Below are 14002 nucleotides of genomic sequence, written 5' to 3' on the forward strand. Positions count from 1 at the left end.
CCGTCAATGCCGGTTTCTGGCCTCAGGCCGAGAGAACCTTGCGGCCCTTCGCGCGGCGGGCGTTCAGAATCTTGCGTCCACCTTTGGTCGCCATGCGCGCGCGGAAGCCGTGACGGCGGGCGCGGACGAGGTTCGACGGTTGGAAGGTGCGCTTCATTGCTTCAACTCCGGTAGGGGCGACCCAAACCCGGATGGATTCGAAGGTCGCTGTCATTCGAAGCCCGGCTCATAGACGCGGTCGGTCGGCAAGTCAACTCGCCCCAGAGGATTTTTGCACGCTTTGCGCGGGCAAGGGGGAATGTTTGCCCCGCTATTCCCTGTTCTTCGCGGGCCGGTTTTGCTAGCCATGGTCCAGATCATCAGCTGCCGGTCATCCGCCGGGAAAGTTTCTATGTTTTTGAACACGCTGTCAGGCCGCTTCCTGCTCTTGACGATGGTCTTCGTCATGCTGGCGGAGGTGCTGATCTTCGTGCCCTCGGTCGCACGCTTCAGGGAGGATTACATCCTGTCGCGACTGGAACGCGCGCAGATCGCCTCGCTGTCGCTGCTGGCCGCTGGCGACATGATCGACGAGGCGGTGGAGCGCGAGCTTCTGGCCAATGCGGAGGTGTTCAACGTCGTCCTGCGCCGGGACGAGATCCGCCAGCTCGTCCTCTCCTCGCCCATCCCGGGACCGATTGAGGAGACCTTCGATCTGCGCCATGCCCCGGCCTGGGAACTGATCCGCGATGCGGTCACGGCCTTGTTCGATCCGCGCGACCGGGTGATCCGCGTGATTGGCGACCCGGTGAAGCGGGCCGGGCTCCTGATCGAGGCGACGATGGCCGCCGCGCCGCTCCGCCAGGCGATGATCGACTACGGCCTGCGCATCCTGGGGCTTTCGGCGGTGATCTCCGTCCTGACGGCGGCGCTTCTATTCTTCGCGGTGCGCCGAGTTCTGGTCACGCCGATCAAGCGTGTGGTGGACAGCATGCGCACCTACGCCGACGCCCCCGAGGACGCCCGCCGGGTGATCGAGCCGCAATCCGGCGTCGTCGAACTGCGCGAGGCGGAAGTGGCGCTGCAGATGATGCAGAAGCAGCTGACCCAGTCCCTGCGCCAGAAGGAGCGGCTGGCCCAGCTTGGTGGGGCGGTTGCCAAGGTTAGCCACGACCTGCGCAACATCCTGGCGACGGCGCAGATCTTTGCCGACCGGATGGAAAGCAGCGACGATCCGATGGTGAAACGCGCGGCGCCCAAGCTCGTGGGGTCGATCAGCCGCGCGGTCGGGCTCTGCGAGACGACGCTGGCCTTTGGCAAGGCCGAGGAGCCGCCGCCCACGCTCAGCCGCTTCGGCCTCGCGGCGCTGGCGCGCGAGGTGGCAGAGACCGAACGCCTGGCCGCGGGTGACAGCGGGGTCGAGATCGTGACGGATGTCGCCAACGACATCGTCGTGCGGGCGGATCGCGACCAGCTTTACCGGGTGCTGACCAACCTTCTGCGCAATGCCCGCCAGGCGATCGAACAGACCGGCCAGCCCGGCACGGTCGAGATTGCCATCGGGGAGGGCGAGGACGGCTGGTGGATCAGCGTGGGCGACACCGGCCCCGGACTGCCGGAGCGGGCGCGCGAACACCTGTTCCAGCCGTTCCAGGGGGGCGCACGCAAAGGCGGCACCGGGCTCGGCCTCGCGATCGCCGCCGAACTGGTGAAGGGACACGGGGGCCGGCTGGAGCTTGTCCGCTCCGATGCGGAGGGCACACTCTTCCGTCTGGTCGTCCCGCGCGCGAAGGCCGCATAGGCCGCGACGCCTGCCTGGCGACGAACCTGCGGGTTCTGTCGTTTTCGCCCTTGCAATGCCCCGGCGGCACCGCTAAATGCCACTCCCACGCACCCGTAGCTCAGCTGGATAGAGCACCAGACTACGAATCTGGGGGTCAGGAGTTCGAATCTCTTCGGGTGCGCCATAGATTTCAGGGGCTTGGGTGGACGCACCCGAGCCCTTTTCTTTTTCGGCCCGGTGTAGCGATCGAATGGCTGCGAGCCGGCATGCACAGATCTTTCCCCGCATCTCGCACCCGGAACGAGAAGCCCCGGCGGGGGTGTGGCGCCCGAAAAGAGCGCTTTAACTTCTGCTCTGCAACCCTATCGCTGTCGTCAGCCTCCATCGCCTTGCCGTTGATCCGCAACGGTATCAGGCTCGATGTGAAGGAAGGGAGGAGCCGATCAGATGGCGAAGTCACGGACGACGGGAAGGCGCGCTCCGAAGGATCGTCGCTTCTCGGACTTTACAGCGCGTTTCGGCGGATGACGCGCGGCCCCAGGCAGGCGATTCGCAAGACGCGTGCCTTGTATCTGGACATGGCGCTCGAGGAGCGCTCCTGTACGCTTTGCGAGGCCTCAGACTTTACGCTTCTCGCGCAGTCGGCCCGCTACGGCTTCGACCTCGATGTCGAGGCGATCGCCTTCGCCCGCGCGGAATATGGCCATGACTTTGAAGTAGCAAGTTTTCCCAGCAGGCTTGCCGAGGGGCCAAAGGTCTCCATTCTGCCCCATGTCCGTGAGCACGTCCACGATCCCAAGGCGTTTTTGGCCGAGGTGCGGGAACGAATGTCCCCGGACGACTATCTGCTGGTCGAAGTGCCGGGTCTTAACGCGGTGGCCGAAGGCGCCTATGGGCGCGACCTATGGGCATATTTCCATATCGCCCATGTCACCGACTTCACCGCCGGGACGCTTGGCGCTCTGGCGCATGTCGCCGGCTTCGAGATCGTGCGGATCAACGAGACGGTGACGGCGCTTCTGCGCAAGAGTGCGAGCGAGGCCCTGCCATGGGAGCGCTCGCCGACTGACACTGTCGGGAATGTCGTGCGCGTGGGAAATGCCCGGAAAGCCCGCCGGGCCTGACCCGCCGGGCGACCGACCGTGTCGCGCGCGCCGTTCACTTCGCCTTGACGTAGCGGCCCGGCGCCGGTTCGATCGCCTTGTAGCGGCCGCGCGTCGCGGGCTTGCGGGGGGCGACCATGCGGCCGTCCTTGGCCTCCAGCCACTCCGCCCAATGCGGCCACCAGGAGCCTTCATGCGCGACCGCGGCTTCCAGGAAGCCCTCGGTGGTCGGTGGGTATTTCGCGGCGGTACGGAAGCCGTATTTCGGGCGCTTGGCCGGTGGGTTGATGACGCCCGCGATATGTCCCGACCCGCCGAGGACGAATTCGACCTCGCCGCCCAGGATCTGCGTCGCGGGATAGATCGAGGTCCAGGGCGCGATATGATCGTCCTCGGTTGCCAGGATGAAGAAGGGCGTCTTGATCTTGGAAATGTCGATGCGGACCCCGTTCATCTCAAGCCCGCCCGGTGTGCGCAGCTTGTTCTGGAGGTAGACCTCCTCAAGATACCACAGCAGCATCGCTGCGGGCAGGCGGGTGGAGTCGGAGTTCCAGAACAACAGGTCGAAGGCCCGGGGCTTGTCGCCGCGCAGATAGCTCGCCTCCACGAAGGACCAGATCAGGTCCTTCTCCCGCAGCATCGAGAACATGTCCTGCAGGTGGCGGTTCTCAAGGTAGCCCTTGTCCTTCATGTGCTCGCGTAGCACTTTCAGACGGTTGTCGTCGATGAAGACGCCGATCTCCCCCACGTCATTGAAATCGACCATCGTGGCAAGCGTCGTGGCCGCGTTGATGCGCTGGTCGCCCGTCGCGGCCAGATAGCCCAGCGTCGCGGTCACGAGGATGCCGCCGATGCAAAAGCCAAGGATATTGGCCTTTTCCTCTTGCGTGATGTCCCGCATCACGTCGAGGGCCGTCAGCGGCCCGAGCTTCATGTAATCGGCGAAATCCTTGTCGGCGTGCGCCTTGGTCGGGTTCACCCAGGAAATCACGAAGACCGAATGCCCGCGGTCGAGCATGTAGCGCACCAGGCTGTTTTCCGGCCGCATGTCGAGGATGTAGAACTTGTTGATCCAGGCCGGCACCAGAAGCAGCGGGATCGCGTGCTGCTTTTCCGTGCGCGGCTCGTACTGGATGAGCTGCATCAGTTCGTTCTCGAACACCACCTTTCCCTCGGTGGTGGCGAGGTTGACGCCGACCTCGAAGGCAGTCGGGTCGTTGGTGGCCAGGTCCACCCGGCCTTCGCCGCGCTCAAGGTCGACAAGAAGGTTCTCAAGCCCATTGAGCAGGCTTTCGCCCTTGGTCTCGATGAATTTCTTGCGCGCGGCGGCATTGGTCAGCAGGTAGTTGGAGGGCGACAGTGCGCTCAGCATCTGGCGCGTGTAGAAACTGACGCGAAGATGGTCTTTCGACTCCTTGGGAAGGCCGTCCAGAAGCTCTTTCGTCGCCTTCTCGAAGGTAAGGAACACGTCGCGATAGACCCGCGACATCGGGTCTTCGGACCAGGCCGGATCGGCGAAGCGCCGATCCTTGGGCTTGGCGCCCGCCGCCTCGTCCTCTGGCGCGAGGAGCGATTGCCACATGTTCATCATGTTCGTTCCGGCCTTGATCTGGGTCTCCCAGAACTCTGCCGGGTTCGACAGGGCGTCGGCCCAGACCGCGCCGTAGGCCTTGGCCAGCGTCGCCGCGTCCATCAGCGAGAACTCGGAGCCGGTCGCGGTGCGCACCGAATGCGCCTGCGCCTGCGCCGCGGCGGACATCATGCGTTGCGTCAGCGTCAGGAGACGCGCCCCGGTTTCGGCGATGTCCAGCGCCCCGGTTTCCTTGTCGGTCTCGGCCATGTCGGTTCCCTCCCGTCCCTGGATCGGGACGCCCGCCTGGTCGGGCGGGCGCCCGGCGTTGTCAGTTCATCCGCTCGAAGGCTAGCGCGATGCCCTGCCCGCCGCCAATGCACATCGTCACAAGACCGTAGCGCCCGCCGCTGCGTTCCAGTTCGTAAAGCGCCTTGATCGAGAGGATCGCGCCCGTCGCGCCGATCGGATGGCCAAGCGCGATGGCGCCGCCGTTCGGGTTCACCTTGGCGGTATCGAGGCCAAGCCCCGCGTTCACCGCGCAGGCCTGGGCCGCGAAGGCCTCGTTCGATTCGATCACGTCGAAATCGGCGGCATTCATGCCGAGCTTCTTCAGAAGGTTGGCGACCGCCGGAACCGGGCCGATGCCCATCACCTCATGGCGCACGCCCGCGTGGGCGTATCCCAGAAGCCGGGCCCGAGGCTTCAGGCCCGCTTTCTCGGCCGCCTCGGCCGAGGCCAGCACGAGCGCGGCCGCGCCGTCGTTGAGGCCCGAGGCATTGCCCGCCGTCACGGTCCCGTCCTTCTTGAACGCGGGCCGGAGCTTGGCCAGTGTCTCCATCGTGGTGCCGGCCTTGGGATGTTCGTCGGTGTCGAAGGCCACCACGTCACGGCGGACCCGCACCTCGATCGGCAGGATCTGGGACTTGAAGCGCCCGGCTTCAATGGCTGCCACCGCGCGCCGTTGGCTTTCCACGGCGAAGGCGTCCTGCTGATCGCGGGTGATCCCGTGTTCGGCGGCCACGTTCTCGGCGGTGACGCCCATGTGGCCGACGCCGAACGGATCGCTGAGCGCGCCGATCATCATGTCGGTGAAGCTGCCGTCACCCATCTTGACGCCGGTCCGCAGCATCTGGGTCGAATGGGGCGCGCGCGACATGCTTTCGGCGCCGCCCGCCAGCGCATAGTCGACATCGCCCAGCATGATGTGCTGCGCCGCCGAGACGATGGCCTGGGCGCCCGAACCGCAAAGCCGGTTCACCGTCAGGCAGGGCGCATCCTCGGAAACACCGGCGTTCACGGCCGCGACGCGGCCCATGTACATGTCCTTCGGTTCCGTATTGATCACATGGCCGAAGACCGCGTGCTGGATCTGCGCGGGGTCCACGCCGCTGCGCGACATGGCCTCACGCGCCACCGCCGATGCAAGATCGGTCGGCGCGGTGCCGGCCAGCGCGCCGCCGAAAGCGCCGATGGCGGTGCGCGCACCATCCAGAATGACAACGTCTTTCACAGCAATCTCCTTTTCCGGGTCTGGGTCAGTTGGTCGGTTCGCCAAGCCCGGCGATCCGTTCGGAGATCGCATCAAGCGTGGCGGGGTCGTCTATGGTCGCGGGCATCTTCCACGGAGTGCCGTCCGCAATGCATACCATGGTTCCACGCAGGATCTTGCCTGATCGTGTCTTCGGCAGCGCATTGACCACAATACATTTCTTGAACGCCGCGACCGGGCCGATTTCCTTGCGGATCAGCGCGACGCATTCGGCCTGAACCTCCGCTTCGTCGCGGTCCGCGCCCACGTTGAGGCAGACGAGCCCCAGCGGCGCCTGGCCCTTCAGCTTGTCTCCGATGCCGATGACCGCACATTCGGCCACATCTGGGTGAGAGATCAGCACCTCCTCCATCGCGCCGGTGGACAGGCGGTGGCCGGCGACGTTGATGACATCGTCGGTGCGGGCCATGATGTAGACATAGCCGTCCTCGTCCTTCATCCCCGCGTCGCCGGTCTCATAATAGCCGGGGAAGGCGGTGAGGTAGCTTTTGCGGAACCGGTCCTCGGCCTTCCAGAGCGTCGGCAGGGTGCCGGGGGGCAGGGGCAGGCGGATCGCGATGGCGCCCAGCGTTCCAGGCGCGACCGGGTGGCCACCTTCGTCCAGCACCTCGACCTGATAGCCGGGCATTGGAACGGTGGGCGAGCCCGGCTTGACCGGAAGCATCTCGATCCCGAGTGGGTTGGCGGCGATCGCCCAGCCGGTTTCCGTCTGCCACCAATGGTCGATCACCGGCTTTTGCAGATGCTCCTGGGCCCAGCGGATGGTGTCGGGGTCGGCGCGTTCGCCTGCCAGGAACAGCGCCTGAAGTCCCGACAGGTCGTGACGGTGAAGGTATTCGGCCGAGGGGTCCTCGCGCCGGATGGCGCGCAGGGCCGTCGGTGCGGTGAACAGCACCTTGACCCCATGCTCCTCCACGATGCGCCAGAAGGTGCCCGGATCGGGTGTGCCCACCGGCTTGCCCTCGAACACCATCGTCGAGCAGCCCGCCAGGAGCGGTGCGTAACAGATATAGGAATGCCCCACGACCCAGCCGACATCGGAGGCCGCCCAGAACACGTCGCCTGCCCGCACGTTGTAAAGGTTCCGCATCGACCAGAGCAGTGCCACCATATGGCCGGCGTTGTCCCGCACGACACCCTTGGGCTGGCCCGTCGTGCCGGAGGTGTAGAGGATGTAGAGCGGATCGGACCCCTTCACGGGCGTGCAGCCCGCGGGGCTTGCCTGGGCCTCCTCGGCCATCCAGTCGAAGTCCCGGCCTGGGGTCATCGCGGCCTCGGCCTGGGGCCGCTGGAACACCAGGGTGAAATCGGGCTTGTGCTGCGACTGGGCGATCGCCTCGTCCAGAAGCGGCTTGTAGGCGATGACCCGGCTGCCCTCGATCCCGCAAGAGGCGCTCAGCACCGCCTTGGGCGCGGCGTCATTGATCCTGACCGCGAGCTCATGCGGCGCGAAGCCGCCGAAGACGACTGAATGCACCGCCCCGATCCGGGCGCAGGCCAGCATCGCCACCAGTGCCTCCGGGATCATCGGCATGTAGATCACCACGCGGTCGCCCTTCGCGACGCCGCGCGCGGCAAGCGCCCCGGCCAGGCGCGACACGCGGTCCTGCAGCCGGGCATAGGTGATCGTCGTCTTGCTGTTCGTCACCGGGCTGTCATGGATGATCGCGGGCTGATCGCCGCGTCCTGCCTCGACATGCCGGTCGAGCGCGTTGTAGCAGGTGTTGCACTCGGCATCTGGAAACCAGCGGTAAATCGGCGCGGCGCTGTCGTCGAGGATCGTGCTAGGCGGCTTGACCCAGCTTACGGCCTCGGCCGCGCGTGCCCAGTGACCCAGGGGATCTGCCTTCCAGGTGTCATAGACTTCCTTGTATCCGGGCATCGGTTCCTCCTTCCCTATGCCGACGCGAGGCCGGTCCTTGATCGGCTGCGGGCGAGCGTGCCTGCGGTGCCGGTCGGCGCTTGTCGGTTCATGCTTCGGTGCAGGATCGTCCGCCATCGGGATGCCCCTCCGCACCGGTGCCGCCCACAAGGGCCGCGCCGGTCGCCAAGGCGACGTCTGGCATTCTTTCCTCCCTCGGCCGCTAATGCGGCCCTCCGGGTCCCGCCATGCCTCAGGATCGGCTTCGAATCTAGGAGTGATCGTGTTACAATGCGTGAGTATGCAAAATGCAAAACAGAAAAAGTGAAATTGCGTAAATGGCCGAGGGCACCAAGAAGATCTTCGCGGGCGCCAGAATCCGCAACGTCCGTCTCGAACGCGGGATGACGCAGGCGGAACTGGCCCGCAAGCTGTCGATCTCCACCAGCTACCTGAACCAGATCGAGAACAACCAGCGTTCGCTCTCCGCCGCCGTGATCCTGTCGCTGGTGGACGAGTTCGACTTCGACCTGTCTGGACTGCTGATGGACGGCTCCGGCAAGGTTTCGGTCGAACTGCAAGAGGTCCTGAACGATCCGGTCTTCGCGGAAAACAAGGTGCTGAACCAGGAGCTGAAGGCCGCGGCTAACACCGCCCCGAACCTCGCCGAGGCGTTCCTGCACCTTTACAAGGTCTTCCAGAACACCCGCATGCAGCTTGGGCGGCTCGACACCTCGCTGCCCGGGCTCGAAGCCTCCATCACCCCGCAACCCTATGAGGAGGTGCGCGACTACTTCCACCGCCACGACAACTACATCGACGAACTGGACCGCGCGGCCGAGGCGTTCTCGGGCCGGCTGACGGGCGCGGGCCAGGGCCCTCTGGACGCGCTGGCGCAGCATCTGGAAAAGGCCCATGGCGTCACCATCAGCCTGACCGATGACGGCGGTGGCAACGTCATCCGGCGCTTCGACGAACGGGGGCGGCGGCTTTATCTCAGCCAGGCCTCAAGTCCGGCGACGAACCTGTTCCAGATGGCCTACCAGGTCGGCCTTCTCGAACAGAAGCGGCTGATGGAGACATTGCTCGACCAGGCCGGTTTCCACACGAGCAGCGCGCGCGAGGTCTGTCGCATGACCTTCGCGAACTACTTTGCCGGCGCGGTGCTTCTGCCCTACGCCCGTTTCGCCGATGCCGCGCGCGAGGCACGCCATGACATCGACCGGTTGGCGCTGCGCTTCGGCGCAAGCCGCGAGCAGATCGCGCACCGCCTGAGCATGCTTCAGCGCCCGGGGCACAAGGGCGTGCCCTTTTTCTTCGTGCGCGTGGACCGCGCGGGCACCGTCACCAAGCGCCACAGCGCCACGGCCTTCCAGTTCACCCGCTTCGGCGCCAGCTGCCCGCGCTGGAACGTCCACCAGGCCTTCGCGACGGGGCAGGAGATCCTGCGGCAGCTGGCCGTCACCTCCGACGGCATCGGATATCTTTGTCTTGCCTTCTCAAAGGCCGAGCGGCGCGCCAGCTTCGACGAGCGCGCGCGCTACTACGCTATCGGCCTGGGCTGCGAGGTCGCGCATGCGGACCAGATCGTCTATGCCGACGACCTCGACACCAAGCGAACGACAAGGTTCGAACCGATCGGCGCCAGCTGCCGCATCTGCGAATGGCGCGAATGCAGCCACCGCTCCATCCCGCCGCTGACCCACCGCATCTCGATCAACCACAACGCCCGCCAAGCGGTGCCGTTCGAGATAGAGTGATCGACATCGTCTTTCGGATGCGCTTGGCCGACAGTCAGGAGCGACAAAGAACGGACTTGCGATCCTTCCAGGCGGGTTCAAAATCATTGGTTCGCGATCCAAAGCGACCCTGGCGTCAGAATGGCCAGTCGCTTCCATCCGCGGCGCCGTGGATCAGATCGTGGGCCGTCACGTTCGCGGGAACAACGCCTTTAACGCGGACGTGAACTTTCGGATCTTGAAAGTGGCCAGTTCGGCAAGTGGAAGAGGGGCACCCTCCACCGCCTCAAGAAACGCGAACACATTTCCGGTGGGCAGGGTGCGCAGAAGGTCGTTCTGGTATTCCCACCACTTGGCCTCGATAAGTCGCTCGGAAAGCGGCTCCGAAAACCTCCGGCCTATGGTCTTTGCCGGAACACCCGCGACGATCTCGTGCGCCCCCACGTCGCGCGTTACGACAGAGTTCGCGCCGATAACGGCACCATCGGCAATCGTTATGCCCGGCATGATGACCGCTCCGTCGCCGATCCATACATCAGAACCGATAACCACGTTTCTCCTGGTGTTTCTGTAGAACCGGACACTCTCGGCTTCCTTTTCGGTATAAGGCCGCGCGTCACAGAGCAGGTGGTTGGACGTCGAAAGGCTGCTGATCGGATGTCTGAGCGCCCCGATGCTCACGCGGCAACCGACAGAGGTATACCGGCCGATAAATGTTTCGTTTCTGACGTAGCTAAAACTGTTTACGTAGGAGTAAGCGCCAATGAACCCAAGGCGGGGCACATGAGGTCCATCCACATGCCATGTCCCATTCAGCTGGCTTCGTGCTTCGAAAGAATAGAGTTTTGGGTTTGCCGACGTCGTGTGGCCCAGCCGCTTGGCGCCACCCCGCGATATGCTCCTCGTACCTTCGATAGTCCGTCCGGCGAGGAAAGCATCGAGTTTGTCACTTAAACGCAACTTCGGGCTCCCGTCTCGTGGCCTTGTTCGCGAGGCATTGAGATCATCGGTATCACCCTCGGCCGAGCACAGCGAATGACCGTACTCAGACATAGGCCCCTTGTGGCGCGAAGCTTGCGGGGTGGGCGCGTTTCCAGCGCAGCAGGTAGCCGAAACGATCCTGCTCCTCGCGCAGCAGGAAGCCTTCGGGCAGGTAGGGATAGACCTCGTCGCCGGTGACCATGTCGTGGTCGGTCTCGCGCACGATCAGGTGGTGCGGCAGGAAGCCCGAGGGGTGATCGAGGCCGGCGGCCCCGGTCAGTTCCCCCAGCGCCTTGAGCGTGTTCTTGTGGAAATTGATCACCCTCTGCGTCTTGTTCGGCACCACCAGCGCGCGGGCGCGCAGCGGGTCCTGGGTCGCGACACCGACCGGGCAGTGGTTGGTGTGGCAGGCCTGCGCCTGTATGCAGCCGATGGAAAACATGAAGCCGCGCGCCGAATTCGCCCAGTCCGCGCCCAGCGCGAAGGCCTTTGCGATGTCGAAGGCGGTGATGAGCTTGCCCGAGGCCCCGATGCGGATACGGTCCCGCAGCCCGGCGCCGCGCAGGGTGTTGTGGGTGAAGGTGAGCCCCTCGACCAGCGGCATCCCCATGTGATTGGCGAACTCCAGAGGCGCCGCGCCGGTCCCGCCCTCCTTGCCGTCGACGACGATGAAATCGGGGGTGATCCCGGTTTCCAGCATCGCCTTGACCATGCACATGAATTCCCGGCGGTGACCGATACAAAGCTTGAAGCCGACCGGCTTGCCCTTGGACAGCTCGCGCAGCTTCGCGATGAAGGCCATGAACTCCAGCGGCGTGGAAAACGCGCTGTGCCCGGCGGGGGAGATGCAGTCGACGCCCATGGGGATCCCCCGCGCCTCGGCGATCTCCGGCGTGACCTTGGCGGCGGGCAGCATGCCGCCGTGGCCGGGCTTGGCGCCCTGGCTCAGCTTTACCTCGATCATCTTGATCTGCGGGTCGGCGGCCTGTTCGGCGAAGCGGTCCGGGTCGAAGCGGCCATCCGGTGTGCGGCAGCCGAAATAGCCCGAGGCGATCTGCCAGATCAGGTCGCCGCCGCCCTGGCGGTGATAGCGCGAGATGCCGCCTTCGCCGGTGTCATGGGCGAAGCCCGCGGCCTTCGCGCCGCTGTTCAGCGCCAGGATCGCGTTGGAGGACAGCGAGCCGAAGCTCATCGCCGAGACGTTGTAGATCGAGGCGTTGTAGGGCTGCTTGCAGTCCGGCCCGCCGATGTCGACCCGGAAATTTGTGTCCGTGATATGCTTGGGCTGGATGGAATGGGTGATCCATTCGTAGCCCGCGTCGTAGACCCGGGCGCGGGTGCCGAAGGGGCGCTTGTCCTCCACCCCCTTGGCGCGCTGGTAGACGATCGAGCGCTCGTCGCGGGAAAACGGCAGTTCGTCATGATCGCTTTCGATCAGGTACTGGCGGATCTCGGGGCGGATGCCTTCGAACATGAAGCGCATGTGGCCAAGGATCGGATAGTTCCGGAGGATCGAGTGACGGGTCTGGCGCACGTCGTGGATGCCGACCAGCGTCAGGGCGCCGAAGATCGCGACGCCGACCCATGCCCAGGGCGACAGGAGAACGAGTACGAGGCAGACCAGCGTCAGTGCCGCGATGCCGATGAAGAACGAAAACCGCTCGAGCGATTGGTATTCCATGCCCGTTTCCTCCCTGTTCTCTTGGGCGCCAGCTAGCACCCGTGCGCCCGCGCAGGCAAGGGCCGTCCGTCGGGGCGGGCCTTTTCCGGCCGCGCGGGGCTTCAGTCGCCGGGGTCGGGCTCGATCGCGCCACGCCGTGCGAGCCCGCGCGCCACGGCGGCGCAGAACAGCGCCCAGGCGCCGCCCGCCGCCCATCCCGCGAAGACATCCGTGGGCCAGTGGACGCCGAGGTAGACGCGGCTTGCGCCGACCGAAACGGTGACCAGCACGGCGAGTGCCACGACATAGGCCTTGAGCCGCCGCTGCGGGAAGGTTCGCGCCAGAAGGACGGCGAGCGTGAGATAGGTCACAGCCGACATCAACGAATGCCCCGAGGGGAAGGAGGCCGTATAGACATGCGAGCCATGCGGCACGAGGTCCGGGCGCGGCCGGTCGAAAAGCGACTTGGCGGCGGAGCTGAGCGCGAGCCCCATGCCGACCGAGACCAGCAGGAACAGGGCCGAGCCGCGCCGGCACTGCAACCACAACAGACCCGTGACCGCCAGCGTCAGGAAGGTCAGCACGCCGACCCCGCCGAGCGCAGTGACATCGCGGGCCATCTCCTCGACCCAGGGTGGGCCGAGCGGGTCAGAAGGCGTGCCGGGCGTCCTGAGCGCCAGCAGAAGCGCGGTATCGAAGGCGTGGGTCTCGCCCTCCATCACCTCGGAGGCGAGGGTGGCGAAGGTCCAAACGCCCGCCGCCGATAGCGTCAGGAGCGCCGCGAAGCCGAAGTCGGCGTGGCGAACGAGCCAGCGGGGCAAAAGGCGCAGCGCCGTGGCCCGAACCCCGGGGCCTTGCCCCGTCTCGCCAGTCCGCGGAGGTTTCAGGCCGCCCGGCATCTCATTCCCCGAGCTTGGCGTGCACCTCGTCCAGGTCGATCTCCCCGACCGGCATCTTGTTGGCCGGATTTTCGAAATCGTATCTGAACAGCAGGAAGTCGCGCTTGTAGATCTCATAGACCAGATGCATCGAAAGGTCGTCGAAGTAGTCCTCGACCGGGTGGGCGCGCTTTGGCCCGTGCCCCTCGCTTTCGTTGAAGCGGGGGATCTCGGACAGATGCACGGGGTGGCGCGTCGGGACGTTGTCCAGCACGGTCTGCATGCCCTCGTTGAACCTCTCGGTCCACAGGATGTGGTCGTAGCGCCCGCCGTTGGCGATGAAGGTCGCGATATGCCCCGACATCGCGGACCAGTGGATGTCGGGGTCCATCGGCCGGTGCCAGCGGATGGTGTCGCGCGCGAACAAAAGGAAGCGCCGGAAGCTGCGGATCTGGTCGAACTCGAACCCCGAATCCGGGCTTCCGACCTCGATCCCGTATTTCTGGACCAGCATCGGGACGAGCTTGCCGCGATAGCGCTTGCCGTTGCGCTGGATGCCGCAGATCTTGTCGAAGAACGAGGACAGGATGCGCGTGTAGGGATTGCGCACGCAGGAAAAGGCATAGGACCTGTGGGCGCGGACATTGGCCTCGATTGGGCCCTGGCTTTCCTCCTGCGCCCATTTGTGCAGCCCGGCGGTCGCATCGTGGATGTCGCCGTCGAAGAAACGCCCATGGTCGGAGTAGAACATGATCTGCCCGATGGTCGAACAGGCGCATTTGGGGACGACGCGATAGACCATGCTTTCGCTTTCGGTCATCCACGTACCGGGGAAACCCATGAACCACTTCCTTGTCACAGCCGCCCGAAAGACGGCCTCTACCGTACAAAGCTTT

Annotated in this window: 11 protein-coding genes and 1 tRNA gene; 4 read left to right on the forward strand and 8 right to left on the reverse strand. The window is 65.2% G+C overall.

Translation table 11 applies throughout. The annotated features are described in order from the left end of the window. Positions 1-22 precede the first annotated feature (22 nt). Positions 23-157 (reverse strand): 50S ribosomal protein L34, encoded by a 135-nt coding sequence (rpmH, locus tag OE647_RS14660; protein WP_263722497.1) that lies wholly within the window; start codon positions 155-157, stop codon positions 23-25. Positions 158-391: 234 nt separating this feature from the next. Between rpmH and OE647_RS14665 the strand changes: the two genes are divergently transcribed. From OE647_RS14665 to OE647_RS14675, 3 genes are all read left to right on the forward strand, one after another. Beyond that, positions 392-1780 carry a sensor histidine kinase gene (locus tag OE647_RS14665; RefSeq protein WP_263722498.1) on the forward strand — a complete coding sequence of 463 codons (1389 nt, stop codon included), beginning with the start codon at positions 392-394 and terminating at the stop codon, positions 1778-1780. A gap of 89 nt (positions 1781-1869) precedes the next feature. Further along, positions 1870-1946, forward strand: a tRNA-Arg gene (locus tag OE647_RS14670). A 205-nt stretch (positions 1947-2151) separates the two neighbouring features. After that, entirely contained in the window at positions 2152-2886 is a 735-nt protein-coding gene (locus OE647_RS14675) for a class I SAM-dependent methyltransferase (RefSeq protein WP_263722499.1), read from the forward strand. Positions 2887-2920: 34 nt separating this feature from the next. On the opposite strand, the gene OE647_RS14680 is transcribed toward OE647_RS14675, so the two are convergent. From OE647_RS14680 to OE647_RS14690, 3 genes are all read right to left on the reverse strand, one after another. Continuing rightward, positions 2921-4705 (reverse strand): PHA/PHB synthase family protein, encoded by a 1785-nt coding sequence (locus tag OE647_RS14680; protein ID WP_263722500.1) that lies wholly within the window; start codon positions 4703-4705, stop codon positions 2921-2923. A gap of 61 nt (positions 4706-4766) precedes the next feature. After that, entirely contained in the window at positions 4767-5948 is a 1182-nt protein-coding gene (locus tag OE647_RS14685) for an acetyl-CoA C-acyltransferase family protein (RefSeq protein WP_263722501.1), read from the reverse strand. Positions 5949-5973: 25 nt separating this feature from the next. After that, positions 5974-7869 (reverse strand): propionyl-CoA synthetase, encoded by a 1896-nt coding sequence (locus OE647_RS14690; protein WP_263722502.1) that lies wholly within the window; start codon positions 7867-7869, stop codon positions 5974-5976. 317 nt (positions 7870-8186) lie between these two features. On the opposite strand from OE647_RS14690, the gene OE647_RS14695 reads away from it, so the two are divergent. Then, positions 8187-9608, forward strand: coding sequence for a helix-turn-helix domain-containing protein (locus OE647_RS14695; protein WP_263722503.1), 1422 nt, complete (start codon positions 8187-8189; stop codon positions 9606-9608). A 168-nt stretch (positions 9609-9776) separates the two neighbouring features. Here OE647_RS14695 and OE647_RS20150 read toward each other — a convergent pair whose 3' ends face one another. From OE647_RS20150 to OE647_RS14715, 4 genes are all read right to left on the reverse strand, one after another. Continuing rightward, positions 9777-10547 (reverse strand): CatB-related O-acetyltransferase, encoded by a 771-nt coding sequence (locus tag OE647_RS20150; protein ID WP_318527953.1) that lies wholly within the window; start codon positions 10545-10547, stop codon positions 9777-9779. An 85-nt stretch (positions 10548-10632) separates the two neighbouring features. Continuing rightward, positions 10633-12249: an FMN-binding glutamate synthase family protein gene (locus OE647_RS14705; protein ID WP_263722504.1), complete on the reverse strand. Its 1617-nt coding sequence runs from the start codon at positions 12247-12249 to the stop codon at positions 10633-10635. A gap of 101 nt (positions 12250-12350) precedes the next feature. Further along, positions 12351-13127: a phosphatase PAP2 family protein gene (locus OE647_RS14710; protein WP_263722505.1), complete on the reverse strand. Its 777-nt coding sequence runs from the start codon at positions 13125-13127 to the stop codon at positions 12351-12353. A gap of 1 nt (position 13128) precedes the next feature. Further along, positions 13129-13947, reverse strand: a complete 819-nt coding sequence (locus OE647_RS14715; RefSeq protein WP_263722506.1) for a sulfotransferase family protein — start codon at positions 13945-13947, stop codon at positions 13129-13131. Positions 13948-14002 lie beyond the last annotated feature (55 nt).

The organism is Albidovulum sediminicola, from assembly GCF_025751575.1.
Taxonomy (GTDB): domain Bacteria; phylum Pseudomonadota; class Alphaproteobacteria; order Rhodobacterales; family Rhodobacteraceae; genus Albidovulum; species Albidovulum sediminicola.

Excerpts from the sequence above, each read along its gene's own strand:
- OE647_RS14715 (WP_263722506.1), bottom strand. The coding sequence starts at position 13,947 with ATGGGTTTCCCCGGTACGTGGATGACCGAAAGCGAAAGCATGGTCTAT.
- OE647_RS14680 (WP_263722500.1), bottom strand. The coding sequence starts at position 4,705 with ATGGCCGAGACCGACAAGGAAACCGGGGCGCTGGACATCGCCGAAACC.
- OE647_RS14690 (WP_263722502.1), bottom strand. The coding sequence starts at position 7,869 with ATGCCCGGATACAAGGAAGTCTATGACACCTGGAAGGCAGATCCCCTG.
- rpmH (WP_263722497.1), bottom strand. The coding sequence starts at position 157 with ATGAAGCGCACCTTCCAACCGTCGAACCTCGTCCGCGCCCGCCGTCAC.
- OE647_RS14705 (WP_263722504.1), bottom strand. The coding sequence starts at position 12,249 with ATGGAATACCAATCGCTCGAGCGGTTTTCGTTCTTCATCGGCATCGCG.
- OE647_RS14665 (WP_263722498.1), top strand. The coding sequence starts at position 392 with ATGTTTTTGAACACGCTGTCAGGCCGCTTCCTGCTCTTGACGATGGTC.
- OE647_RS14710 (WP_263722505.1), bottom strand. The coding sequence starts at position 13,127 with ATGCCGGGCGGCCTGAAACCTCCGCGGACTGGCGAGACGGGGCAAGGC.
- OE647_RS14695 (WP_263722503.1), top strand. The coding sequence starts at position 8,187 with ATGGCCGAGGGCACCAAGAAGATCTTCGCGGGCGCCAGAATCCGCAAC.